Genomic DNA, 25,617 nt, shown 5'->3' with positions numbered 1-25,617 from the left:
CCGGAGGGCTCCCAGTGAGCTTTCCGGCGCTTTTTCGTTCCGTTACCTGAGGATTAGGCGCCTTGCAGAAAGTTCCGATGACCGCAACCGGTCTGCAACGACTTGAAGACGAGTTGCGTCGTCTCAAATCCGAAGAGCGTCCGGCTATCATCCGCGCCATCGCCGAAGCGCGCGAGCATGGCGATCTGTCCGAAAACGCGGAATACCACGCCGCGCGCGAACGGCAGTCCTTCGTCGAAGGCCGGGTGCTCGAGCTGGAGGAGATCATCTCGACGGCTGAGGTCATAGACCCGTCCACCCTGTCGGGCGATCAGGTAAAATTCGGCGCACGCGTGAAGCTTGTCGACGAAGAGACCGACAAGGAAGCGTCGTACCAGATCGTCGGCGTCCACGAGGCCGACATCAAACAGGGTCTGCTGTCCGTATCTTCCCCGCTCGCCAAGTCCCTGATCGGCAAGTCCATTGGAGACACCGTATCGGTTCCGGCCCCTGGCGGCGACCGGACTTACGAAATCCTCTCCGTCATCTACGCTTAACGGTACCCGACCCGTGATCACCTTCGACGACGTTCTGGCCGCCGCCGCGCGGATAGAAGGGCGCGTGCTGCGCACGCCGACCGTGCCCTCTCACACCCTGTCCCGCGCGGCGGGGGCCGAGATTACGTTGAAGCTGGACAACCTGCAGGCGGTCGGATCGTTCAAGGAGCGCGGAGCGGCCAACAAGCTGGCCCTGCTGACGCCCGAGGAACGCGCGCGCGGCGTGATCACCGTGTCGGCGGGCAACCACGCGCAGGGCGTCGCACGTCACGCGAGCCTGCTGGGCATCGACGCCGTCATCGTGATGCCCCGCTTCACCCCCGCCGGAAAAGTCACGCGCACCACAAGCTGGGGCGCACGGGTCATTCTGGAGGGCGACAATTTCGCGGAAGCGACGCTGTTCGCGAACGACCTGCAAGAGCGTGAAGGCCGCGTCTTCGTACATCCCTACGACGATGACGCCGTCATGGCCGGGCAAGGCACCTTCGCGCTCGAACTCTGTCAGGATGCGGGCGAACTCGACGCGCTGGTGATGCCGATCGGCGGCGGCGGGCTGCTTTCCGGATCGGCAGTCGCGGCCCGCGCCTTGCGCCCAAACATGAAAATGGTCGGCGTGCAGGTTGAGAGCTACTCCTCTCTCTCCGCGTTTCCCGGAGCCGAGATCACGCCCCCGGGCGGCGCCACGATCGCCGAAGGCATCGCCGTGCTGAAAATCGGCAGGCGCCCGTATGATGTCATCAAGGAGTATGTCTCCGACATCGTCGTCGTCAGCGAACGCGATGTGGAAGACGCGATCACCATGCTCGCCGAAGCCACGAAACAGGTGAGCGAGGGAGCTGGCGCAGCGGCGCTCGCTGCGGTCATAAAACGGCCCGATCTGTTTGCCGGAAAACGAGTCGCCATTCCCATAACCGGCGGCAACATCGATAGCCGCATCCTCGCCAACACCCTGCTTCGGGCGATGCTGCGCGACGGACGGTTGCTCCGTCTGGCTATGGAAATCCCGGATCGTCCTGGCGTGCTCGCGGATATTTCCAAAACGATTGGCGAAGCAGGCGGCAATATCCTCGAAGTCTCGCACCAGCGACTCTTCGCGGCGCCGTCTGTGCAGGCAGCCGAACTGGAAGTCATGATCGAGGCGCGCGACCCGCAGCACGCGCAGGACATCACCACCGCGCTCGCCGCATCCTATATCGTCAGGCGGGTCTGATCCCGCCTGCCTGATTCGACGACGCTTATTTGTCGTCCAACGTAAGCCCGATTTTCAGGGTGACCTGATAATGGCTGACTTTTCCATGCTCGATATGGCCCCGCGTGCTGGTCACCTCGAACCAGCGAAGGTGCTTTTCACCCTGGGCCAGCGTCGAAACGGCGTTCTCAATTGCCGCTTCGACCGACTTTCCGGACGACCCGACGACCTCTACGACGCTATAAACGTGATCTGACATCCCGGCTTCTCCTGTCATGCGTTGATCAGGCCCATGATGCGAATAACGCGTCCGCATGGAAAAGGATCACCGCAAACTTTCCGAAATCGCATAAGCAGATAGAAATTAACCGAAATTACATATCTCCCGACTACGCCCATGAATGCGAAACACGCAAAATGGAGGCGACGGGTGGCGGGGCTTGGGATAAGGCTGGATGCGAATGATCGGATGATCATCAACGGCGCCGGCATACATTTTCTGACCTCCGCCCAGATTCGGCTGACCAATCAGGCGCGGTTTCTCTTTGGCCGCCAGCTTCTTCCACCAGAGCAGGCCAACACGCCCGCGCGCAGAATCTACTACGCGCTTCAGACAGCTTATGTCGGAACGTCGGAGGAGCGCACCTCGGCGCTTTCGGAAGCTCGCTATTATATAGAAATTTTTTCGAAAGAGACGACGTCGGAAACGGCGCGGGAACTGCTTTCATCCGCTTTGGCGTCAGCAGAGCAGGAAGACCTGTATACGGCCTTGAAACTGGCGCGACGGATCATTAGGCATGAAGACGCAGTATTGGGTGCGGCCAAAAAAGATTTAGGCGTCTAATTATTCATCCTGTTAACTCCACCTTAGGTTTTCTGAGGTCAGATGTCGTTGCTGCAAAAAATGCAGTTCCAACGGAGAAAATCTGATGTCGCTTTCAATCAACACCAATGTCGGCGCCATGGTGGCCCTTGAGTCCCTCAACGCCACGACCGACGCCCTGAACGAAGCCCAGAACGAAGTGTCGACCGGCCTGAAGGTCTCGACCGCGTCCGACGGCCCTGCCACCTACGCCATTTCGCAGCAGATCAGCGGGAACATCTCCGGTCTGTCCGCGGTTAACGACGGCCTCTCCACTGCCGCGCAAACTGTCAGCACGACCTCATCGGCAACCAGCCAGATCATCAGCACCCTGCAACTTCTGCAGACTGCGGTGACGTCGCTTGGTTCGAACCAGGGCGATACGACGGCGCTGGCCCAGACCGCTCAGGAAATCAACGGCTATCTGGACCAGATCAACACGCTCGCCCGTAACGCGACGGTCAACGGCGTCAACCTGCTGACCAGCGCAACCGACGCGAACACCGCGAACCAGGGCGCGGCAGCCACCGGCGCCGTGACTGCAGGGACCCTTACCTACGTCACTGGCCTGCAGGGCTCCACGTCGACGATCACAAACGCCCTGACCTCTACGGATATCTCCGGAACGGTCGTTGCTGTTGGGACCAACTTCGCGAAGCCAGCCGACACAAACACCCTCACCGACGCGCTTGGTCTCTCATCCGGAATGGCTGCGGGCGATGCGTCTGTCACGACGGCCGGACAGAACGTATTCGTGACGACGGCGGGCGTTTTGACCGAACAGAGCACGGATTCTGCCGGAACCGCTTATAGCGCGAATGCGATCTCCGATATGGTGTCGGTCGTTCAAAACGCTATCACCGCAATGACAAACGTTGCGTCCACACTGGGCACAAACACGCAGACGATTACAGGCATGACGACCTATTCGTCGAACCTGTCCGACTCTCTGACGTCCACAGTAGGCGCACTGACTGACGCGGATATGGCTGCGGAAAGCGCCAAGTTGACCTCGCTCCAGACCAAGCAGGAACTGGCTATTTCCTCTCTGTCGCTGGCGAAGTCCTCCTCGCAGAACATTCTGACCCTGTTCCGCTAAAAGAGTATCGCTGGGCGAAATTTTAACTTCGCCCAGCGACTTCTTGAAAAAACTTTAAAACCATTTTATATTTCAATAAATATTTAATTTCCAATAAAGAATCACATAAAAAATCAACCAATCAGAAAACCAGTTGCCGAAAAATCATTCACTGGTCTTAAGTAAATTCCTGAGAAGCTTCGGTTGACTTCACCAGTCGTCATCACGAAGCAAGGACCGCCCGATGAATTACGGCATACGGCGTTACAACCAGAATACAGCGTCTACAATGTCTCCTCGAGACATTGAGATTCTGGCTTTCGAACAGGCCATCCGCCATCTGCGCGCGGCGCACGACCAGAAATCACGCCTGCACGCGCTGAACCTGAACCAAAAGCTCTGGTCCGCAATTCTTCGCGAAACCGGAACAGACAACAACGACTTTCCTCAGAGGCTTCGCGCCAATCTGAGCAAACTGGCGCTTTGGGCGACCCGTTACAGCATCAACGCCATGATGCATGGCGTGACATTGAAACCCCTTGTCGACGTCAACGAAGATATCCTCGAAGGGCTCCGTTCCCCATCTACGCCAGAAGCTACATCAACCGATGTGCGTTCTGGCGACGACGCAGGCAGGAAGCTTCTTTCCGTCTGATCAAAACGCAGTGTGATCAGATCTTGCGATCGATTACTTTGTTCCGAACAGCCTGTCGCCCGCGTCACCAAGACCGGGCCTGATATAACCGTGATCGTCGAGTTCGCGATCGACAGCGCAGGTGATGATCTTCACGTCCGGATGCGCCGCCGCCAGACAGGCGACGCCTTCAGGCGCCGCGAGCAGGCACACGAAAATGATGGTGCCTGCGCCTGCGCGCTTGAGGCTATCTATGGCGGCGACGGCGCTATGCCCGGTGGCCAGCATCGGGTCGACGACAATGCAATCACGCGCCTCGATGTCGTCCGGCAACTTACAGTAGTATTCCACTGGTCGAAGCGTCGCCGGATCACGGAAAAGACCAATGTGCCCGACGCGCGCAGACGGCACGAGGTCGAGCATCCCATCCAGTATGCCGTTTCCGGCCCGGAGGATCGAAACGAAGCAGAGTTTTTTACCGGACAGATGCTTGCCGGTGATTCGCTCAAGCGGCGTTTCGATCTCGACGTCTTCAAGCTTCAGATCCCGCGTCGCTTCGTAGGCGAGCAGAAGACTGATCTCGCGCGCCAGCCTCCGAAATCCCGCAGTGGACGTCGCGGCGTCGCGCAGGCGTGACAGTTTGTGTTGGACCAGCGGGTGATCGACGATCACGACGTTTGCGGGGTGCGTGGCTTCGGACATTACGACGGGCTTGCTCCGTGATGGGTGAAAAGGCTTGGCGTTTCTGGTCGTTCAGGCGGGTTCGGACGAAGAGCCGGGCTGAAAATCAAGAACGATGCCGTTCATGCAGTAGCGCAGGCCACTGGGCGGCGGTCCATCGGGGAACACGTGTCCAAGATGTCCCTTGCATTTCGCGCAATGAACTTCGGTTCGCACCATGCCAAGGCTTTCGTCGGTCTCGGTTTCTACCGCGCCCGCGACCGGCGCGAAGAAAGACGGCCAACCGCTGCCGCTCTCGTATTTCGTCTCAGACGAAAACAGCGGAGTCCCGCATGCGGCGCAGCGATAAACGCCTTCGCGCTTCTCATGATTGAGTTCGCTGGAGCCAGGGCGCTCGGTCCCGTGCTGCCGAAGAATGCGCAGTTGCTCTTCGCTGAGCACGCCGCAGAGGGACACGGGTTGAGGATCGTCGGACATCGTTCTGAACCTTTCTGTCGTTTCGCTCCTGAAGCGCAACGACAATAGCGCGTTTCGGGGCTTTGTTGGGGGCTTATAGTCCGTGAGCGGGCTATCGCGTCAAACAAGCTTTCACATGGACACGGCGCATACCCGCTCACGCAGGTCGGGAGCGTCGATCCGCCGCCGCGCCTGCGTCGTAAGAAATGGTCACCCGACGCACCGCGGACAAAGATGCCGCAGATGAAAAAACGGTCATGACGAACGAGGTCCCCCACTGCCGCCAAAACGTCCCAACTCCCGTTAACCGCATGCTGCCTCGGATCAACCCTAAAACTGCCGAGAAAAACGAGCCGCCATTTTATCGCGAAACTGCCCGCGCTGATGCGAACGCCTTGGAAGGGCGGCGGCGGAGTGCCATCATGGCATAAACAAACAGCCGATGCAGAGACATCCATGTCGGATTCAAGCACACCGCTCGCCTCCCCCCGCCGCCCGGCGATGCTGGTCATCCTCGACGGCTTCGGATGGCGCGAAGATGACGCCTATAATGCCGTGCGGCAGGCCTCGACGCCGACTTTCGACAGGCTCTGGGCGGAAGGCCCACACACCTTCCTCGACACAAGCGGCGAAGACGTCGGCCTTCCTGATGGCCAGATGGGCAACTCCGAGGTCGGGCACCTGAACATCGGGGCCGGTCGCGTCGTGATGCAGGAACTCCCCCGAATCAGCCGTGCCCTCCGCGACGGCAGCCTCGCCGCCAGCCCGGTGCTGACCGCATTCATCGATACGCTTCGAAAGAACGGCGGAACCTGCCACCTGCTCGGGCTGGTCTCCCCTGGCGGCGTCCATGCGCATCAGGATCACGCAGTCGGGCTCGCGCGCATCGTCGCGGCCGCCGGCGTGCCCGTGGCGTTCCATATCTTCACCGACGGGCGCGACACTGCGCCTCAATCGGGAAAGGATTACGTAGCGAAACTGCTCGCGGATATGCCCGATGGCGTCGCCGTCGCCTCCATTTCCGGCCGTTACTACGCCATGGATCGCGACAATCGCTGGGAACGGGTATCGCGCGTCTATGACGTTCTGACGTCAGCCTCCGGTCCGAGAGCGGAGTCCGCCGGGGCGGTGCTGGACGCTTCCTACAAGGCGGAAGTCACGGACGAATTCGTCGAACCGACCGTGTTGGGCGATTACGCAGGCATGAAGGACGGCGACGGAATTCTCTCCTTCAACTTCCGCGCCGATCGCATCCGCGAACTGCTGAACGCCCTGCTGGACCCGGACTTCACGGACTTCGAGCGCAAGGCCGTGCGGCGCTTCGCGGCGGCGGTCGCCATGACGCGTTACAGCGACGATCTGGCCAAATTGACGACCGTTCTCTTTCCGCCGCAGAGCCTGACGCAGCTTCTCGGAGAAGTCGTGTCAGCGGCGGGAAAGACGCAGCTACGCATGGCCGAGACCGAGAAATATCCGCACGTCACCTACTTCCTGAATGGCGGCCGGGAAGCGCAGTTCGACGGCGAAGACCGGATCATGGTGCCGTCGCCGAAAGTCGCCACCTACGATCTGCAACCGGAGATGTCGGCGCCCGAGTTGACCGATCGTGCAGTTGAGGCGATCGACAGCGGAAAATACGACCTGATCGTGCTTAATTTCGCCAACCCGGACATGGTCGGCCATACCGGCGTGCTGAAAGCCGCGATCAAGGCCGTCGAGACGGTGGACACCGGCCTTGGCAAAATCGCCGACGCAATTGCGCGTCAGGGCGGCGCCCTGCTGGTGACGGCGGATCACGGTAACTGCGAACTTATGCGTGACCCGGAGACCGGCGGCCCGCACACAGCGCATACTCTCAATCAGGTGCCCTGCGTGCTCGCGGGCGTGCCCGGCGTCACCTTGCGACCCGGCAGGCTCGCCGATCTCGCGCCAACGCTGCTCGCGCTGATGAAGGTCGCCCAGCCCGAAGCGATGACGGGGCAGTCGTTGATCGAAACCGCTTCAGCGTGAGGTTGACGATCCGGACTGGCGCATGGTGGAAAAACGAAGCAACGCGGCGCGTAACTGGCCGTCGTTTCAAGTGTGTCAGCCAATAAAAGCGTGCCTCTGCCTGATCGCATTTTTCGTTGGAACAGCCCACGGCGGGCGCCCGACGAACTGCGGCGGATGACGTGGCGGCGCCCTTGAAAATGCGGCGGCCTGTTTTCATCATGTCTTCAGCAAGCTGGTTCAGCGCAGCGCCGACGCAGCCCCCGGCATGTCGGGGAGCCTTTTCCTTACCGATGATCGCCAGTCGTTCATCCGCAGTCCGGCTGCTGGCACCCGCCGTGGCAGTCTCTCTGGCCGCCTCTCCCGTCGCATCGTCGGCTGCGGCGCACCATCATGCCGCCCAACACAGAACCTCCGGCGCAAGCAAGACCGCGCCCGCGAACCCGCGAGCCTCCAGCGCACACTCCTCGCGCGCGGCGCTGGAAGCCGCACGCGCGCAGGAAGCTGCGTTGAAAAAGCAGCGAGACGAGCAGGCGACACGTCTGGCTGCAGCGCGGCAGACCAGCACGGCCGCCGCCGAACAGGCGGCGCGCGACAAGGCCAAAGCCACGGCCCTGTCCGCCGCGACCGTCGCGGCAGCCGCACGGCTTCAGGAAACGGATGCGAAGGTGCAATCCGTCCGCGATCAGATCGTCGCCCTCCAGCAGGAGCAACAGCATCTGCGTGACGCATTGTCCGAAGACGCGCGAGCCGTAGCCCCCGTGCTGCCGCTCGCCAACAGGCTACGTCTCTATCCCGCCGACACCTTGCTGGCCAATCCATTGTCCCCGTCCGACGCCGTGACCGGCCTGCTCATCATTCGCGGCCTTTCAACGTCACTGGAAAGCCATGCGGAGACGTTGCAGAAACGTAATGCGGAGTTGGTGGAACTCGACAAGATCCTGTCTTCCCGTCTGGCGGAGGCAAACGCGCTGGAACAGAGCCAGAGCCAGCAGCAGAGCGCGCTCGCGGCGCAGACTCGCGCCGCGCGCGACGCGCAGATTCGCTCCAACGCGACGGCGCGTCAGTCGTCTGCTCGCGTCGCAACGGAAGCAGCCCGCGCTTCTTCATTACAGGACGCGATAGCCCATATCGTCGCGGCGGAAGCCGCCGCGATGGCGCAACTCCAACGTGAAGCCGAAGCCGCCGAACGCGCCCACCGCCTTGCCGCAGCAGCCGAAGCACGCAATCGCGCGAAGCGGTTGGCCGACGGCGACGGGGCTGGCCCGACAGCCTCCAGCGCAGGACCAGTTTCCGGCCACGCACGCGGCGGAGGCGGCGTCGTGGCGGGCACGCTCGTCACGGCATGGGGGCAGCAAACGGAATCCGGTCCGGCTTCGGGGATGACCTTCCGCACATCCCCCGGCGCCAGCGTCCGCTCTCCCTGCGCGGGAACGGTCGAATTCGCGTCGCCATTCCGCAGTTATGGGCAGATGCTGATTCTCAACTGCGGGCGGGGCTATCGTTTCGTTCTGGCGGGTCTTGGGACTCTGGATGCTGCACCAGGTCAGACTCTGGTGAAAGGCGCCGCCATCGGCTCCATGTCCGGATCGGGATCGAGCCTGCTTGTGCAGCTTCGGAAAGGGCAGTCGGCCGTCGATCCCGCACCGTTTCTCTAGTATGGCCGGACATGCGTCAGACGAGGAAACGTTTGGCGCCCCTGCCAGTCAGGGATCAGAATTGGCGCCGGGTTTGCGACGTCGCCTTTTTAGCGTCTAAAACCGGGTTTAGCCGATAGGTAAGGCTTATCGTGGATGATCCGGCGCGTCCGGGCGATTCGCGTCGCGAAGATTACTGGGAGTCGCCATCACCGGCCAGCGGGTGGCGCAGGAGACGATAGCGTATGACGTTCCGCACCGGCTTACTGTTCGGCGCCGCTTTTATCGCAGGCATAACGGCGGGGCCGGAACTTACCCGCCTCGCCTGTTCAGGCGCAGCGTCACTGACCGGCGCCGCCTTCGCGCAGGAGGCCTCCGTTGACAAGGGCGGGGCCGACAAGACCGGCAACCACGCCGAGACCTACAAGCTCCTGACCCTGTTCGGCAGCATCTTCGACCTTGTTCGCGCCAACTACGTCGAACCTGTGTCCGACCGCGACCTGATCACGAACTCGCTGAACGGCATGCTGAGCGGCCTTGATCCGCACAGCTCCTACATGACCGAAAAGCAGTACGCCGACATGCAGGTTCAGACCACCGGCAAGTTCGGAGGCCTCGGTCTGGAGGTGCAGGGAGAAGACGGCCATATCCGCGTCGTCTCCCCGATTGACGGCACGCCTGCGTGGCGCGCGGGCGTGAAGCCTGGCGACTTCATTGTGGCGATCGACGGCCACAACATCGACGGCAGCCCCCTGAATGAAGCCGTCGAGAAGATGCGCGGCAAGCCGGACACCAAAATCACGCTGACGCTGATCCGCGAAAAGACGCCCAAGCCGATCGTGCTGACGCTGACGCGAGAGATCATCCATATTCAGGTCGTCAAGTCGGCGCTGTACGACAAAACGGGCTATATCCGCATCGCGCAGTTCGACGAGGAAACGACGGACGAACTGCACAAGGCTTACGACAAGCTGGTGAAGCAGGCTGGCGGCAAACTCAACGGTCTGGTGATTGATCTGCGTAACGATCCGGGCGGCCTGCTCAATCAGGCGATCGACGTCTCATCCTCGTTTATCAAGAGTGGCGAAATCGTCTCCACCCGCGCCCGCCGTCCCAAGGACAGCCAACGCTGGGACGCCAAAGGCTCCGACATGACGGACGGACTTCCCGTCGTCGTGTTGACCAACGGGGGCTCGGCGTCGGCCAGCGAAATCGTGTCCGGGGCGCTGCAGGATCACCGCCGGGCTATCCTTCTTGGAACCAAGACCTTCGGCAAAGGCTCAGTCCAGACCGTCATGCCGATACCGGGCAACGGCGCCGTGCGCCTGACGACTGCCCGATATTACACGCCATCCGGCCGCTCGATCCAGGGGCTGGGCATTGTTCCCGACATCGTCGTCAAGGAAACCCGCGAGGACCCCGGATTCAGCATCCGTGAAGCCGACTTGGCGCATATTATCAAGAACGAAGGGGGCAACCAGACGAAGCCGCCTGCGCGCGACGATATTCCGGCCATCGCAGCGAAGATACCAAACCAGCCTCCGGCGAACTGGCCGACATTCGACGTGACCAAGCCCACGACGGATTTCCAGTTGCAGGAAGGGCTTCGCGTCGTGCGCAGCATGGCTGGCGTAGCTGCTCCTGATCCTGTCGCGTCGCTGCCTCCCGAGCAGACGACCGCCGCAAAGAACGAGGCTCCCCATCACTGACAGCATGACGTCCCCCGACGACGAGTTCTCTGCCATTTTGAGCGGGGAGCGGGCGCCTCCTTCGCTCTGGAGGCGCCTGCCTCCGTCCGGTCGCCTGTTCGTCAGGTTCTGGGGCGGCGTTGGTGTGCTGCTGCTTATCGCGGCGGCCACGTTGCGCTTCATGCCCGCAAGCTATCTCCCTGAAGAGACGAAGCCGCGGAAGCATGTCGAACGAGCGACATCGTCGTCGCCCCACGCCACCGGAGCGATCCAGACGGCGGGTGTCAGACCCATCGCCGAACCGATCCCCGCGCTGTTGGCGCCAATGGCCGGGGACCCGGACCACCACCTTCCCCAACGCGGCCCCAACGGCGAAACGCCGCGTGAAGCCTATGCGGCCGCCTTGCCCATGGTTCCGCAAGGCAATGTTCGCGTCGCCCTGCTTCTCTCCGGTTTCGGCATGTCACAGGACATGAGCGAGACGGCCCTCGACGACTTGCCTTCGGGCGTTTCGTTCGCAGTCCCCGCGTCTGCGGCCGCAGCTCCCGCCTTGCTCGACGAATCACGCAAGACCGGGCACGAGCTGTTTCTGGCGCTTCCCATGGAGCCCGCCTCCGCGCCGCTTGACGACGAAGGGCCACATAGCCTCGGTTATGATCACACCGGGCAGGCCGACCAGAACGACTTGTACTGGTCGCTCTCTCGGTTCGACGGTTATGTCGGTGTGACGAACGCCTTTTCCGGTCAGGACGGAGGCGCATACGCGCAGTCACCGGATTTCCGAATGGTGGCGAAGGAACTGGACCAACGGGGCCTGCTCTATTTCAACGCGACACCGGGCGCTCCGCGCTATGGACCCGTGATCGGCGGCGACGCGTCGTTTACCTTCGATACGGCAGCTGACGCGGACGGCGTCGACAGCCAGCTCGCGTGGCTGCTCCAGATAGCGAAAGCCAAGGGCGAGGCCACGGGCGTCGCCGGCCCGATCCGGCCGGTTCTGGTGCAACGCATAGCCGCCTGGGCGAAAGGGCTCGCTGCGAAAGGCGTCACACTTGTCCCGGTCAGTTCGCTGTCGGACAAACCCGCCTCCGCCGCCAGCTCTCCCGCAAACAGAAGCGATGCGTCGGCAGATCCCGCCCTCGCATCTCCGCCCGCGCCGACTGTCGCAGTGTCACCCAGCGTCAATGCTTCACCGCTGCCGCCAACATCCACCCCGGCTGTTCCGGTTTCGCCCAGCGTCAGCGCCACGCCGCTTCCTCCTCCCGCAGCTGATGGCGTGGCGACGCCAGCAAAACCACCTGAGCCGACAGCAAATGCTCCCGCACCCGCCACTTCGGGATTCTAGGGACGATGGGACACGATCTTTCACCAGCGTCTCAATCTGCTGACCTCCCCTACCGTCGAAATGTAGGCGGAGTCGTGTTCAACGCAGTTGGGCAGGCGTTCATCGCACGCCGCACGGACATGCCGGGGGCAGGCGGCGGCCCTGACGACGGCGTGTGGCAATGTCCGCAAGGCGGCATTGACGACCACGAAGACCCCGAGACGGCGATCTTGCGCGAAATGCACGAAGAGACCGGCATGTCTTCGCTTCAGATGCTCGGCGTCTGCGAAGACTGGCTCAGTTACGATCTGCCGCCGGAATTGATCGGCAAGGCGCTCGGCGGCCGTTACCGAGGACAGAGCCAAAAGTGGTTCGCACTGCGTTTCACGGGCCCCGAAAGTGAAATTCGACTGGATCTGGATGAGCATATCGAATTCGACGCCTGGAAATGGGTCGAATTTTCGTCACTGCCGCTATTGAACGTTGGTTTCAAGAAACCCGTTTACGAACGTCTCGTGCTTGAGTTCGCCCGCTTCGCCACGCCAGCCTGACCGCAGCAAAGACGCCCAAAGCTGACGCATCACGATGATCTGCCCAGGCAACAGGACTGCATTTTCTTAATTGTGGGTAGCAAACCGACGCAGGCGTCCTGAGGCCCTGACGCAGTTTATGGCGCCTCACCCCACGATGCCGATTAATTTGGAGAATTTCCGCTCCGGCGCCCCCCTTAGACAAGCGGATAGCCCCACCTGATCGACCAGAATGCTTCAGGCGAGGGAGACGGTGGACCACTCTACCGCCAACTCGTCTCCCCCCTCTCGCCTACCGGTCACTGAGATCGATCAGATTTCAATAGCGATATTGCCAGAGCAATCCGACGCTGCTCCCCGGATCGTTCTCCGGCGTCGTGAACCCCGTTACGGTGCCCCCTGTGCCAACCGTCGTATTCAGCTTCAGTTGCTTCGTCAGATCGACCTGAACCTGGGCCTGCGAACCGGAGCCAGAAGTCGCCTGTTTCGCGCCGACATAAACGCCCTTCATGACGTATTTTCCGGCTTCGATACTGGTTCCGCCATTGCCCACGCCTGAACCACCGCCAATCGCGAGACGATCCAGCCCGAGCGATTTACGCGCGGCGCCCAGAGGATCGAACGCCGACCCGCCGGTCAACGTCGCCAGCGCGACGCCAATTTCCGCCATCTGCGTGCTCGACAGCGAATGCGCGTCGGTGCCGAAAAGAAGCATGGCCAGCACCTGATCCTGCGGCAGAGACGGGATGGAGTCGAAGCTGATCTTCGGATCGCTGGCGTACCCGCCCACCTTGAGCATCGCCGTCTGGCCGTTGACGTTGCGTTGCGCCTCGAAATCCAGCGTCGGGTCGAGCTTGTGGTTAACGCCGCTACCATTGAAGGCCACCTTCCCGCGCGTGAAATTCAGCGAGATGCCAGCCAGATCGAAAATCCCGCGACGCATGTCGAATCCGCCGCTGATCTGTGGAGCTGAGGCGACGCCGCCCACATGCAGCTTGCCCGCCATTTCTGCATCGAGACCGTGACCGCGAACGAAGAACGATCCCGGCGATTTGACCGCTATGTCCAGAGCAATGACCCGGGAGCCGGTGGACGTTGTTTCGGGTGCTGGCGGCTTGTCTCCGGGCCGCACGACGTTGAGCGTGGCGACGGAGCCGGGCATCGAATTCGGGATATTGATCTCCACGTTGGGCAAATCGATCGATCCAGCGACGTCGATCCGCGTATCCGCCTGCCCCTTCACCACGATGTCCGAATTGATGATGGCCGTCAGAAGATCGCTCGCGACAGGCTGCGCCTTGTTCGCCGTGAAATGCAGGTTCACCGGCATGCCCGGCGCGAACGCGCCGACAGTTCCGGCCAACGCGATCGTTCCGGCGCCCGCCTTCGCCGTGAAGGACTGGATCGCAATCGTATCGTGCTGGGCCGCGATCGACGCCTCTATGTTCTGGATATGCACGCCCTGAGCAAAATCCTGCACGTCTCCGCCGTGAAGCGTGACCGTTCCACTCGCGTCAGGTTTGGCCGCCGTGCCGGCTACGTTCAACGCGAAGCGCAATTCGCCGAGCGCCTGGCGTCCACTCGCCCCCAACACTGCGTTCGCCAGCGAGAGATCGAGCGCGCCTGTACTTCGCACGTTGAGCGGACCAGTCGCCGAAAGCGGAACAGTGCCGGACGCAGACAGATCGAGCTTCGGCCCTGCCCCAATCCGCGCGTCGATGGCGGCGTTGGCGCCCCCAAGATTGGCCGATGCGTCGATATGGGCAGGCGGAAGCGACGCCGCGTCTCCGTCCAGCATACGCAAATCGCGCGCTTGCACCGTAACCTTACCGCGCGGCGCGGCGAGCGCGCCGCTGAGCGCTGCGTCCGCCGAGATGCTTCCTGCCGCGTGCAGCGTCGGCGCGAACGGACGAGCAAGCGCGGGCGTGAGATTACGCACGGAAGCCGTCACGGCGAGCGCGGGTTTCATCGTTCCGGCAACGTCGATCGTCGCAGGCGCAACGCCCGGCGGCGCGAGAGTCAGGCGCAGATGATCGACGCCCATCTTTTCGCCGTAGCTGACCTTTGCGGGCGCCAGAAGCTTCAACGCCTCACCTTTCGCCGTCGCAGCAAGGCGGTCGATCCGCACCTGTTTCCCCGGAACATCGACCAACGCAGAGAGATCAAGCTGACCGGGGGCACCGTAAAGCTCGCTGAAACGCGCCTGCGCGGTCGTGGCGAGCGCTGTCTGCGGCCCCTTGACCGTCGCGTTCAAAGACCCGGCCACCGACGGCGCCGCAACCTTGTCCAGCGCGAGCGTCAAATTGGCGGACGGCGCGTTTTCTGGATCCGTGACGACACCCGAAAGCGACAGTTTACCCACGCTGTATGGCGCAAGCGCTGCATTACCATCGATCTTGATCGCCGCCTGCACTGGCGCGCTCGCCGTGGCCTCCGTCGTGTGGACAGAAGCCGAAAGCGCGCCCGCAATCGGCTGCCCGATCAGATTGCGCAGATCGGCGAGACGCGCCACGCGCAGATTGATCGTCCCCAGCGGAATCTTGCGGCCGGCGGGCAGGTCAAGAGCGCCTTCGCCATGCGCGCTGTTCCAGTCGAACTTGTTCAGAGATACATGGCGCGTGCCCGCCTGGTCCTGCGCCAGAGCCAGATCGAGCGCGAGAGGCGCCTTGTCGAGCGTTCCGTCGGCCGTAACGTGGCCGCTCGGAGCGCCCGGCAAATGCGCGAGCGTCGCGTCTAACGTCAGAGGACCTTTGGGCATCGTCGCAGTGCCGAAATCCGTGGCCAGATGCGCCGTGGCCGCAAGATCGTTCGTGGGACCATTCGCCGCGAGATCGAGTTTGGCCGAACCGCGCAGACTGGGCGCAGCCGCAGAAAGGTCCGGCAGGGCCAGCGCAGCTTTGACTTCGACCGTCGTCGCGGCGTCCTTCTGCGTGGCGTCGCCGCTGGCGGAAAGGTGCAAAGCGCGTCCGTCGAGCGTCAGCGTGTCGATATGCACGACCTTGCCTGCGCCCTCAGGGTGCATCGTCACGCGGGCGGAAAGCTTGCCGACGTCGCCGATAAGCGCGACCGCCTGCGGCAGGCCGCTTTTCGCAGCCAGCGTGCCGTTCAGGGCGAGCGTCGTTACGGCGTCCGGACTGCTGGACGACGCAGACGGCGGCAAGGCGAACGTCGCATCGAAAGCCGCATGACCTCCGAGCTTCTGCCCGCCCATCGCCGCCAGCGGCGCGAGATCCGGCAGGTCCGCCGTCGCACGCCCCTTAACCGCAGGCGCTGTATCGGCCTGCGCGGTCACATGCAGAAGAGGATGAGATACGTCCAGCGTCGCGGGTTTCGTCGTCTGACCGGGCGCGAACGTCGCATCGATCTGGACCGGCGCCGCCGCCAGAAGGGTCGGATTGCCGCCGGGAATACGCAGACCGTTCGCCGTGGCGTGCAGATGAAGCACATCGGGCGATTGCCCTGTTCCAAGCCCGTCGAACTGCGCTGCAAGAGAGCCGACCTGAGCCGATCCCGCAACGAGACTGTCTATGGCGAGCGTGGCGTTACCCGACGGCGCACTCATCGCGCCGTTCAGTTTCGCGTCGAGCGCAACCGAATTCCAGCTGACGCCAGTCATCGGCGTCATCGCCGGGGCTCTTACGCTGGCGTTGATATCTGCGACGTTCTTCAGCAGGTTCAGCGCCCCGGTCACGGACGCCGTCACGGCCCCCGCCGTCGCATGCACGTCAAGCGCAGCATGATCTGTCGGACCGGAGAGCGTCATGTTCATGGCGAGCGGGGTCAATTCCGGCATTTTCGCCATGCTGGCGACGAACCCGTCCTTGCCGTCCTGCGCCGACAACCTGATCGCCAGATGCGCCGCTTCTGTTCGCGCCGCCACCGTAAGGCGCCCCGCAGCGTCGAGGCGATTCACGTCAATAGCGACATCTGCGGGGGGCAGTTTCGCGAACGACACACCGTTCAAAAGACCGTCGAGGTCGCCGATACGCGCGTGACCGGACAGCGACAGCGCCGCCGCGACGCCCGCGACCGGCGCGCCGACCTCGATCCTGCGTCCGTCGACCTGATCCAGCCTGATGGAAAGTCCCGTGTGCGTGGGCGAAGACTTCGTCACCTGCGTCGTGCTGGAAGCCTCCGTCGCAGGCAGACGCGGGATCGCCAGACGATCAAAGGCGAGCTTTTCAACATGCGTGCTGCGCCCGACCAGCGCGAGAGGCGACCAGTCGAGGACAAGATTGTCGAGCGTCAGCCAGGCGCCTTTCGCGTCGTGCAACTCTATCTTCTGGATATGCAGAGCGTCCGGAAAACGCCCTGACAGGCCGGTGATTTTCACCATGCCGCCCGTTAGCGAAAGAGCCTGCCGCTCTATGAACCTCCGTCCGGGATCGACATTCGCGCCGACCAGCGCAACCACGAGCGTCAGCACGACGAAGCCGAACAGGCCAGCAACGGTGAAACCGGCGCCGCGCAGGATGCGCCGCGTCAGCGAGCGCTGCGGGGGCGTTTCGGGCGACTCGTCCTGGGGGCGAAGAGATTCGCGGGGGGCGTCAACCATCAGAACGTCTCCCCGAGACCGATGTACAATTCCCATTTATCGCCCCGCGGCGGCCGGTTGAGCGGCACGGCGATATCCAGACGGATTGGTCCTATGGGGGTATAATAACGAACGCCGCCGCCTGCCCCGACGCGCAGCGTGCCGGTGAAGGGCGAACTGCCCGACCCGACCTGCCCGGCGTCGACGAACGCGGCCGCGCCGAAGCTGCTCAGGATGCGTTGCCGGAATTCGACCGTTCCGGCATCGAGGGATGTGCCGCCGATGGCGTATTTGGTGCCTGCAAACTGGGGACCGACGCCCTGATATCGAAAGCCACGGATCGTGGCGCTGCCGCCGCCATACAGGCGTTGGTCGGGCGGAATATCGTAAGTCGACGCGCCCTGAACGCTGCCGACGATGGCCCGAAAGGCGAAGACGCTGCGCCCCTCCTTGCTCAGTCCGAAACGGGCGAGATCGAAATAGGTGGAGGCGTTCGCCTGCAGCAACGCGAAGAACGATGTGTGGTTGATGACCGAAGCCGACGGTGTGGCGCTCAGGGAGACGCGGAAACCATGCGTCGCAGGCACAAGCGGCGAAGAGACTTCGGTGTTGTCGAACGTGGCCGTCAGCGGGGCGAACACCAGCGTGTAATCGCGCGTCACGCCGAACTGGTTGATGCTTTCCTGTTCAGCGGCCACTCCGTAGTTCACGTTCCAGTATTTATTCAAACGACGCACGATGCCGGCGCGCGCGAGCAACGCAGTCTGGCGATAGGAATAGAAAAGCTGGCGCAGGCCTTCGACGCGGAAGCTGGCGTTCTGGTTTTTCCCCGGAAAATCCGGCTTGAAAAGATCGGCGTAGACGTCGTAGCCGAGCCCCTGCTGCGCGGACCCGCCCAGCCCCGTCACCAGCGCCGTAAGGCGCAGGCGCTCGGCATTGCCGAACAGGTTGTAATGCGTCCACGTCGCCCCGACCCGACCGCCAAGGTCAGTGGAGTAGGCGACTTCGGCGCCGATCGAATGGCGTTTGGCCTCCTGAAAATTGAACGTCAGGGGCATCGTGCCATCGGGGGCGAGCTTGGGCGCGTCCTTCACGCCGACAGTCGAAAAGACGCCGAGCGAAGCCAGCCCCTGCCTCGCGTCCTCGATTTTCGACGGCTGATACAACTGCCCCGGCGCCACGGTCATGGCGCGTCTGATGAAAGCCGGATGCGTACGCTGCAGCCCATCCAGAGAGATCGCGCCGATATTGGCTCGCGGACCTATCGTCACCGGGAACCGCAGGTCGAGCGTTCGGGTCGTCGGCCGAAGATAGGCGGTCGGCGTCGCCACGGCGGCGAGCGGATGCCCTTCTTCCTTCAAGCGGGTCTCAAGAGAACCTCCGGCGGAGAGCACCGTCGCCGCGATCGCCGGGTTCCCCGTCTTGAGGCCGAAAGCCTGCCTTTCGCTGTCCGAAAGCGTGACCTGACCTTTTCCGTCGGCAGCAGTCATGGAGATCGCGCCGATTGCATATTGCGGGCCTCGTTTGACCGAGATCGAGATTTTCAGCGTCACGCCCTTGGGCGTATCCGCGAGCCATTGAGGCAGACCGATGTCGTTGCCCTGAATACTGGAGTCCTGTGGATTTTGGGCCGATTTTGGCCGCTGCACGGTGATTGTCGCGGCGCCGTCGTAATAGCCGAAGCTCTCGAGCGCGGTCTTCACTCGCCCGTAGTCGCTGCGAATGCGCCCCGCCAACGCAAACGGCCCGACTGCCTGCGTCTTTTGCAGACTAAGAAGATCAGAAGAGGCGTTGATCGCCGCATCCAGATCACCGTCGCCTGAAGCGGCGATCTTGGTGGCGTACGGAATCGTCTGCCCGACTGGGGCCGACGCCGCAGGCTTCGCGCCGCCGCTGGCCGCAGCGTTGGCCGTCGTGCAGGCGAAAGCGACGCCTACGAATGTCAGAGCCCCTACGATCCAGTGTTTGCGACGCCGGAAGCGATCCCCCCTGCCGACCGACCTTCCGCACGCCGCTTCAAACCCTACCCCCTGCAATGCCTCTCCCACCTGATCCGCCGCGCCTCGAAACGATTCGCTCTATACCAAGTCCTTACTGACACAATCGGGGCCAAATTGGGACAAAGGTTAAGCGAGCCAAACGCGCCTGCGTCCTGCACGTTGCCTCTCGTTGTCCCGTCAGTGCGTTTGGGGCTATGAGAAGCGAATGATTTCGGTTCACCGCCGCCGCCGGGCCGCTTCCCCTCCTTTCGCGACGCTTGCGGGCTGCGCGCCATGACGTCCCGCCCGGCTAGCCGACGCGCGACGCCCCCTTACCGGATCGACGCGCACGATCCAGAGTATGACCGCTCTCCGCCTCCACCCACAAAGGGCGTATTCAAGCGGGTGCGGGCGATCATGCGTCTGTCTGCAATCGTTGTGTGGGTGTTGTCGTCCGTCGGTTTCGAAGCCTGCCTTCTGCCTGTGCCCGGCACGGCCAAGATCAGATGGACGCGGGTGATCTGGCGCGGACTGTGCATCCTTCTCTCGCTGGACATCAATGTGATCGGGCGACGCGCAGGGACTGTCGGCGGCGCCCGAGCAAGGGCCCGAGGCGATCGCCCGGTTATCTACGTTGCGAACCACTCCACCTGGCTGGACGTGCCGGTGCTCGGCGCGCTTCTGCCATCCGTGTTCGTGGCGAAAGGCGACATCGAAAACTGGCCGATCATGGGCACGATTTCCCATATTGGCAGAACCATCTTCGTCAGCAGGCAACGCAACACGACCGGGCGGGAGCGGGACGAAATGGTCTCTCGTCTGGCTGGAGGCGACAATCTGATCCTGTTCCCGGAGGGGACGTCCTCAGACGGGTCGCGCGTCCTGCCATTCATGTCCGCCTTCTTCGCAATCGCGAAGCCGCCCCGGCTTTCAGCGAAAGCGCGCGCCGCGCTTGAAGGCGACGACGCGGCGCAGGCGGAGTTTCCGCCCGGCATGACGCCATTGATCCAGCCGGTTTCGGTGGTGTTCGATCGGCTCGACGGCATGCCGATTGGCCGCGCGAAGCGCAATGTGTTCGCGTGGTACGGCGACATGGATCTGGGGCCCCATGTATGGCAGCTCGTGCACTGGCGTTCGATGCGCGCGAGCGTGCTGCTCCATGAGCCGCTCGACCCGGAAGATTTCCCGAGCCGCAAGGCGCTGGCGCAGGCCGCCTGGAAGGCTGTGAGCGACGGCGCCGCGCGTCTGAGGCAGAACGACATCCCGCAAGCCCCCGAATGGACCCTGCCCTCAAGCGCGACCTGGGCCGCATCATCTACTGAAAGCGCGACCGGGAACGAGACGGTAACCCAAGCTTCTCTTGACAAGGCCAACCCATCTTTTGCCTGATGACGTAGCGGCGTCTGATGCGATGGGAATCGCGAAGAGCCTGAGCGTGTCACATTGCGGCGGAGAGGCGTTCTGACGTCCACCATGTCGATGCATTGCGAGACGGCCAAATTCGTCGGTCTGACAGGCCGAGGGTCTTGACCGAAGCGCGCGGCCAAACGATTTCTTCGACTGGTCGCACGGAATGGTCCGGCGGCTTGCCGGAACGAGCGCGACTGTGACGACTGACCTACTCCCCCCCCTCACCCAGAACGCGGATGCGCGGACATATGGGTCCGAATCCTCGCAGGCTGGCGGGGCGGAAGCCGGGCCGCTCGCCGGGTCGGCCCGTGGACTGCACATGATCACCTGGGGCTGCCAGATGAACGTGTACGACAGCGCCCGCATGACTGACGTGCTGCGTCCTCTCGGATACGCGCCCGTCGAGTCCGCGTCCGACGCGGACATGATCATTCTCAACACCTGCCACATCCGCGACCGCGCGGCGGAAAAAGTGTTCTCCGAACTCGGGCGGCTGCGGCTGATCAAGGAGGAGCGGAAAGCGGACGGGCGACCGACCGTCCTCGCCGTGGCCGGGTGCGTGGCGCAGGCGGAAGGCGAGCAGATCCTCAAGCGGGCGCCCTACGTCGACATCGTGCTCGGCCCACAGACCTATCACCGTTTGCCGGAAATGGTGGCGCGAGCCGCCCGGGCGGGCGGATCGGTCATCGACACGGATTTCCCGGCCGAGCAGAAATTCGACTTCCTGCCGGAAGCCGCGGCGCCGCAGACTCAGGGCAACGTCACTGCGTTCCTGACGGTGCAGGAAGGCTGCGACAAATTCTGTTCCTTCTGCGTCGTTCCCTACACGCGCGGCGCCGAAGCCAGCCGCGCCGTGGCGTCGGTTCTGGCGGAAGCGCGGCGGATGGCGGAAAGCGGGGTGCGCGAAATCACCCTGCTTGGCCAGAACGTCAACGCCTATCACGGCGAGGGGCCGGACGGCCGCATATGGGGGCTCGCCCGTCTGGCGGAAGCGCTGTCCTCGATCCCCGGCCTGGCGCGCATCCGCTACACGACGTCCCATCCGCGTGACATGGGCGACGATCTGATCGCCGCCCATCGCGACCTGCCCGCGTTGATGCCGTTCCTGCATCTTCCGGTGCAGTCGGGTTCGGACACGATCCTGAAGGCTATGAACCGGGGACACACGGCCGACGAATATCGACGTCTCGTCGAGAAACTCCGCGAAGCGCGGCCGGATATCGCGCTGTCCTCTGATTTCATCGTGGGGCACCCGGGAGAGACCGACGAGGATTTCGAGGCCACCATGGCCCTGATCCGCGATGTCGGGTTCGCTCTGGCCTACTCCTTCAAATATTCGATCCGCCCGGGCACCCCGGCGGCAGGCGCTCCGCGCCAGGTCGCCGAGACAGTGAAGGACGAGCGGCTGCAGGCCCTGCAGGCCCTTCTGCGCGAGCAGCAGGACGCCTTCAACGCCTCGGTCGTCGGATTGACGGCGCCTGTCCTGTTCACCGGGCGCGGGCGCAAGCCCGGCCAGATGGTCGGCAGGTCCCCATGGCTCCAGCCCGTCCATGTTGACGGACCGGACACCCTGATCGGCGTCGAGCGCCCGGTGAGGCTCGACGCGCGATTCAGCAATTCTCTGGCAGGAACCCTCGTCAAGGAGTGCGCGCCCACTTGACCCAGATAGCGACCCCAGCCCCCTTCCGCGCCGGCCCAGCCGGCTCTCCCTCCCTCGCCAGCACGGCTCCTGCGAATGCGCATGACGGCGCCCGCAAGCCGACGACGCTGCAGTTCGGCGACAATGCGCTTCTGGCGCGTCTGGTCGGCGACAGGGATCGACATCTGCACCACATGGAAGAGGGGCTGGGCGTCAGACTGGCGCATCGCGGCAACCGCATATCGATTTCCGGCGATCCTGGCCGCGTGGCGCTCGCCCACTCGGCATTGACCGCCCTTTATCGCAAGCTCGAACGTGGCGGCGTGATCGACACGTCAGAAATCGACGCCGCCATCCGGCTGTCCGACATCCACGCGGCGCTTCGCGAAAGCTCGCCCGGCGCTCCGCCTTCCGCCACTCCGCGCGCACCGGTCGCCGATGCAGAAGGCCCCCGCCTGCCACTCAACGATCTGCCTGCGATCCGAACCAAACGCGGCGCAATCGAGCCGCGTTCAGCCGGACAGGCAGCCTACATGGACATGCTCGCCCGCAAGGAGATGGTGTTCGGCATCGGCCCGGCGGGCACAGGCAAGACCTATCTCGCCGTCGCGCAAGCCGTGGCGATGCTTCAGGCGGGACAGGTCGACCGCATCGTCCTCTCCCGTCCTGCCGTTGAGGCCGGCGAACGTCTTGGCTTCCTGCCCGGCGATATGAAGGACAAGATCGACCCCTACCTCCGCCCGCTTTACGACGCGCTGCATGACATGATGCCGGGCGATCAGGTGATCCGGCGCATGGCGACCGGCGAGATCGAGGTGGCTCCGCTGGCCTTCATGCGCGGTCGAACCCTGGCCCACGCCTATGTCATTCTCGACGAGGCGCAGAACACCACCCCCGCGCAAATGAAGATGTTCCTGACCCGCATGGGCAACGGTACGCGCATGGTGGTCACAGGCGATCTCAGTCAGGTCGACCTGCCGCGCGGCATGGTGTCTGGGCTGCAGGACGCGCTCGATACGCTTGAAGGCGTCTCCGGAATCGCCGTCAATCGTTTCGACGCGCGCGATGTCGTGCGTCACAGGCTGGTGGCGCGCATCGTCGACGCGTATGATCAGAGAACGGCGGCGGAACGGGACACCTCCCGCAGCAGACACCGCCGGGAGCACGATGGAACCTCGAAGTAGCGACAGCCGCGCCCCTGACGGCGCGGCGGATAACGGCCCGGCTTTAACCGGCGACCGATCTCTGGACGCCCCGGACCTGAGCGGATGGTTTTCCGCCCAGGCCGAGGGCGAGTTCGAAATCATCATCGAGGACGCTCGCTGGCGCGGCTGCGCCCCGAACGTCGAGCGCACGATTCGCCGCGCCGTCGGCGCCGTCGCGCGGCGCTCCTCCGCGCTTGGGGAAGGTTCGCCCCCCTGCCCCGACACAATAGTCCTGTCCAACGACCGCGTCGTGAAGCGCCTTAACGCGCGTCACCGTGGCCGCAACAAGCCAACCAACGTTCTGACGTTTGAGGTTTCGGGCGGATACGCTGGCGGCGACATCGTACTGGCGTTCGAGACCGTGCGCCGCGAGGCCCACGCGGCCGGACGTTCACCGCTGCAACATCTCGCCCATCTTGTCGTGCACGGCGTCCTGCATCTCGATGGGCACGACCATCATCTGGCCGGAGAAGCCCGACGCATGGAGATGGAAGAGGCCCGCATACTCGCAGGACTTGGCGTTCCCAACCCGTGGAAACCGCGCGCATGAGCGCGTCCAGCGAAGCGTCCGGCAAAGACGCAGGCAACGCCCCTGAGCCCCAACGCCGGGAGAACGGTCGCGGAAGCAGGCGCGGACTTCTGTCGCTCTTTGGTCGCAAGCGTGAGCAGGGTCTTCGTCATTCGATAGCCGCCCTGGTGCAGGAAGCCGCTGACGCGGGCGATTCGGGCGAAGAGGCGCCCGAACTCGACCGGCAGGAGCGCGCCCTGATCGCGAACGTCCTTCGTTTGCGGGAGACCAGCGCAGACGACGTGATGATTCCGCGCGCCGATATCGTGGCGATGTCCGCCGACATCAGCCTCGACGACGCGCTGGCGATGATGCGTCGGGAAAATCATTCGCGCATGCCGGTCTACAGGGGACAGTTGGACGACATAGTCGGCATGATCCACGTGAAGGATCTGATCGCCTATGTCGGGACAAGCGACGCGTTCAGCCTGGAGCCTCTTTTGCGCCAGCCGCTGATGATCGCGCCGCAGATGCCCGTGCTCGACCTGCTGTTGATGATGCGGCAGCGGCGCATGCATCTGGCGCTGGTCATTGACGAATATGGCGGCATCGACGGTCTGGTGACGATCGAGGATCTGGTTGAGACGATCGTCGGCGACATCTCCGATGAGCATGACGAACCAACCGCGATGATGATCGTAGAGCGGCCTGACGGATCCTATGACGTCGATGCGCGCTGTCCGGTTGAAAAATTCGAACGGCGCCTCGGCCTGATCCTTACGGAGAGCGAACGAGAGGCTGAGATCGAAACGATCGGCGGATTGGTGTTTCGTCTCGCCGGGCATGTGCCCACGCGGGGAGAGGTTCTGACCCACGAGGGCGGGTTTGTGTTTCGTGTTCTGGATTCGGATGCGCGTCACATCCGCAAGGTGCGCGTTCGTCCGCCAACAAGCTCGGGCGAGGCCACCACGTCTCCGAAAGCGGACGGCGAGTAATATTTCGCGACGGGAGGAGCGAAGTCGCTTCATGCAGATTCGGCCTAGCACGAGCCTGTCGCGTGCATCTGACGCATAGCATAGCGCTTCTCAAAATGAACTTCAGTCACCGTTAAATGTTTTCAATTATGTAAGTTGAAAAGCGCTGATATTTCGTCACCGAACTGTTCAAATGAACACATCGTAGACCGCTTTCCTGCTTCCTTATGCCCTCGTATGTGCGGGAAGGGTCGAAAATCCCCGCAGTTTGGCGCGGAGAAATAGCGATGGCTACGATTCTCGTGGTGGATGACGAACCCCTCATTCGGCTGGAACTTGCTGAGGCGCTTGAAGATATCGGTTTCGACGTCCTGCACGCCGACGATGGATTTGACGCTCTGAAAGTGGCGCGCCGCCTCAAACCCGCGCTTGTCGTCACGGATTTCAAAATGCCCGTGATGAACGGCATAGAGCTCGCTCAGGCGATCCACCACCATTACAAGAAATCCGTCCCGCCGATCATTCTCCGAAGCGCCCACGAGGCCGCCCCGAAATTCGCGCACTGCGGATTGTTTGCGGCCGTTTATGACAAATCAGTCCCCGTCGCTGGCTTGGTTAACCAGGTCGTCGATGAAGTGTGCCGCGCCTCCCGCCGTATCGGGTAATATCGCCGTTCAGGCTGCCTCCCGCGCTTCTGAAGACGGTTCCCCCTTTTCTTTTTCCGCCCGGTCTGTCAGGCGAACGAGGACAATTCGGCCCGGCGG

At 63.0% G+C, this 25,617-nt stretch carries 21 protein-coding genes; 16 read left to right on the top strand and 5 right to left on the bottom strand.

What is annotated here, in order from left to right:
- The first annotated feature begins 62 nt into the window (after positions 1-62).
- Both greA and G442_RS0119650 read left to right on the top strand, forming a co-directional pair.
- Positions 63-536, top strand: coding sequence for a transcription elongation factor GreA (greA, locus tag G442_RS0119655; protein WP_026399304.1), 474 nt, complete (start codon positions 63-65; stop codon positions 534-536).
- Between the two features lie 13 nt (positions 537-549).
- Complete coding sequence (locus G442_RS0119650; protein WP_026399303.1) at positions 550-1,746, top strand: threonine ammonia-lyase; 1,197 nt, start codon at positions 550-552, stop codon at positions 1,744-1,746.
- A gap of 25 nt (positions 1,747-1,771) precedes the next feature.
- Here the strand turns inward: G442_RS0119650 and G442_RS0119645 are convergent, their stop codons facing one another.
- Positions 1,772-1,984: a dodecin gene (locus G442_RS0119645; protein ID WP_026399302.1), complete on the bottom strand. Its 213-nt coding sequence runs from the start codon at positions 1,982-1,984 to the stop codon at positions 1,772-1,774.
- Positions 1,985-2,155: 171 nt separating this feature from the next.
- Between G442_RS0119645 and G442_RS0119640 the strand changes: the two genes are divergently transcribed.
- From G442_RS0119640 to G442_RS24175, 3 genes are all read left to right on the top strand, one after another.
- Positions 2,156-2,569, top strand: coding sequence for a flagellar biosynthesis repressor FlbT (locus tag G442_RS0119640; protein ID WP_026399301.1), 414 nt, complete (start codon positions 2,156-2,158; stop codon positions 2,567-2,569).
- Between the two features lie 85 nt (positions 2,570-2,654).
- Entirely contained in the window at positions 2,655-3,686 is a 1,032-nt protein-coding gene (locus tag G442_RS0119635) for a flagellin (protein ID WP_026399300.1), read from the top strand.
- A 223-nt stretch (positions 3,687-3,909) separates the two neighbouring features.
- Complete coding sequence (locus G442_RS24175) at positions 3,910-4,320, top strand: flagellar biosynthesis regulator FlaF (RefSeq protein WP_051292576.1); 411 nt, start codon at positions 3,910-3,912, stop codon at positions 4,318-4,320.
- A 33-nt stretch (positions 4,321-4,353) separates the two neighbouring features.
- On the opposite strand, the gene upp is transcribed toward G442_RS24175, so the two are convergent.
- Complete coding sequence (gene upp, locus G442_RS0119625; RefSeq protein ID WP_026399299.1) at positions 4,354-5,001, bottom strand: uracil phosphoribosyltransferase; 648 nt, start codon at positions 4,999-5,001, stop codon at positions 4,354-4,356.
- 51 nt (positions 5,002-5,052) lie between these two features.
- The gene (msrB, locus tag G442_RS0119620; RefSeq protein ID WP_026399298.1) at positions 5,053-5,457 is read right to left on the bottom strand and encodes a peptide-methionine (R)-S-oxide reductase MsrB; all 405 of its coding nucleotides are present in this window, start codon (positions 5,455-5,457) and stop codon (positions 5,053-5,055) included.
- A gap of 435 nt (positions 5,458-5,892) precedes the next feature.
- Here msrB and gpmI point away from each other — a divergent pair, with 435 nt between their 5' ends.
- From gpmI to G442_RS0119590, 5 genes are all read left to right on the top strand, one after another.
- Positions 5,893-7,446 carry a 2,3-bisphosphoglycerate-independent phosphoglycerate mutase gene (gene gpmI, locus G442_RS0119610; protein WP_026399296.1) on the top strand — a complete coding sequence of 518 codons (1,554 nt, stop codon included), beginning with the start codon at positions 5,893-5,895 and terminating at the stop codon, positions 7,444-7,446.
- Between the two features lie 179 nt (positions 7,447-7,625).
- On the top strand, positions 7,626-9,083 hold the full coding sequence (locus tag G442_RS0119605; protein WP_084440753.1) for a murein hydrolase activator EnvC family protein: 1,458 nt from the start codon (positions 7,626-7,628) through the stop codon (positions 9,081-9,083).
- A gap of 224 nt (positions 9,084-9,307) precedes the next feature.
- A complete protein-coding gene (locus G442_RS0119600) occupies positions 9,308-10,771 on the top strand; it encodes a S41 family peptidase (RefSeq protein ID WP_026399294.1) in 1,464 nt (487 codons plus the stop codon).
- A 4-nt stretch (positions 10,772-10,775) separates the two neighbouring features.
- Entirely contained in the window at positions 10,776-12,095 is a 1,320-nt protein-coding gene (locus G442_RS0119595) for a divergent polysaccharide deacetylase family protein (RefSeq protein ID WP_026399293.1), read from the top strand.
- Positions 12,096-12,100: 5 nt separating this feature from the next.
- Positions 12,101-12,625 carry an RNA pyrophosphohydrolase gene (locus G442_RS0119590; RefSeq protein WP_026399292.1) on the top strand — a complete coding sequence of 175 codons (525 nt, stop codon included), beginning with the start codon at positions 12,101-12,103 and terminating at the stop codon, positions 12,623-12,625.
- A 298-nt stretch (positions 12,626-12,923) separates the two neighbouring features.
- Here the strand turns inward: G442_RS0119590 and G442_RS0119585 are convergent, their stop codons facing one another.
- A complete protein-coding gene (locus tag G442_RS0119585) occupies positions 12,924-17,159 on the bottom strand; it encodes a translocation/assembly module TamB domain-containing protein (RefSeq protein WP_051292574.1) in 4,236 nt (1,411 codons plus the stop codon).
- Entirely contained in the window at positions 17,159-19,084 is a 1,926-nt protein-coding gene (locus tag G442_RS23645) for an autotransporter assembly complex protein TamA (protein WP_146882333.1), read from the bottom strand. The genes G442_RS0119585 and G442_RS23645 overlap by 1 nt, the downstream gene beginning before the upstream one ends.
- A 327-nt stretch (positions 19,085-19,411) precedes the next feature.
- Between G442_RS23645 and G442_RS23640 the strand changes: the two genes are divergently transcribed.
- The 6 genes from G442_RS23640 (at position 19,412) to G442_RS0119550 (ending at position 25,518) form a co-directional block, all read left to right on the top strand.
- On the top strand, positions 19,412-20,506 hold the full coding sequence (locus G442_RS23640; protein WP_084440751.1) for a lysophospholipid acyltransferase family protein: 1,095 nt from the start codon (positions 19,412-19,414) through the stop codon (positions 20,504-20,506).
- Between the two features lie 340 nt (positions 20,507-20,846).
- Complete coding sequence (gene miaB / locus G442_RS23635; protein ID WP_051292597.1) at positions 20,847-22,187, top strand: tRNA (N6-isopentenyl adenosine(37)-C2)-methylthiotransferase MiaB; 1,341 nt, start codon at positions 20,847-20,849, stop codon at positions 22,185-22,187.
- Positions 22,184-23,350, top strand: coding sequence for a PhoH family protein (locus G442_RS0119565; protein WP_371863404.1), 1,167 nt, complete (start codon positions 22,184-22,186; stop codon positions 23,348-23,350). The genes miaB and G442_RS0119565 overlap by 4 nt, the downstream gene beginning before the upstream one ends.
- Positions 23,334-23,921, top strand: coding sequence for an rRNA maturation RNase YbeY (gene ybeY, locus G442_RS0119560; RefSeq protein WP_084440749.1), 588 nt, complete (start codon positions 23,334-23,336; stop codon positions 23,919-23,921). Before G442_RS0119565 ends, ybeY begins: the two co-directional genes overlap by 17 nt.
- Positions 23,918-24,874: a hemolysin family protein gene (locus tag G442_RS23630; RefSeq protein ID WP_084440748.1), complete on the top strand. Its 957-nt coding sequence runs from the start codon at positions 23,918-23,920 to the stop codon at positions 24,872-24,874. Before ybeY ends, G442_RS23630 begins: the two co-directional genes overlap by 4 nt.
- A 266-nt stretch (positions 24,875-25,140) precedes the next feature.
- Positions 25,141-25,518: a response regulator gene (locus tag G442_RS0119550; RefSeq protein WP_026399288.1), complete on the top strand. Its 378-nt coding sequence runs from the start codon at positions 25,141-25,143 to the stop codon at positions 25,516-25,518.
- Positions 25,519-25,617 lie beyond the last annotated feature (99 nt).

It is taken from the genome of Acetobacter nitrogenifigens DSM 23921 = NBRC 105050, assembly GCF_000429165.1.
Taxonomy (GTDB): domain Bacteria; phylum Pseudomonadota; class Alphaproteobacteria; order Acetobacterales; family Acetobacteraceae; genus Acetobacter; species Acetobacter nitrogenifigens.
Note: the sequence above shows the minus strand (reverse complement) of the source record. Positions and strands in the feature narration are given on the sequence as shown.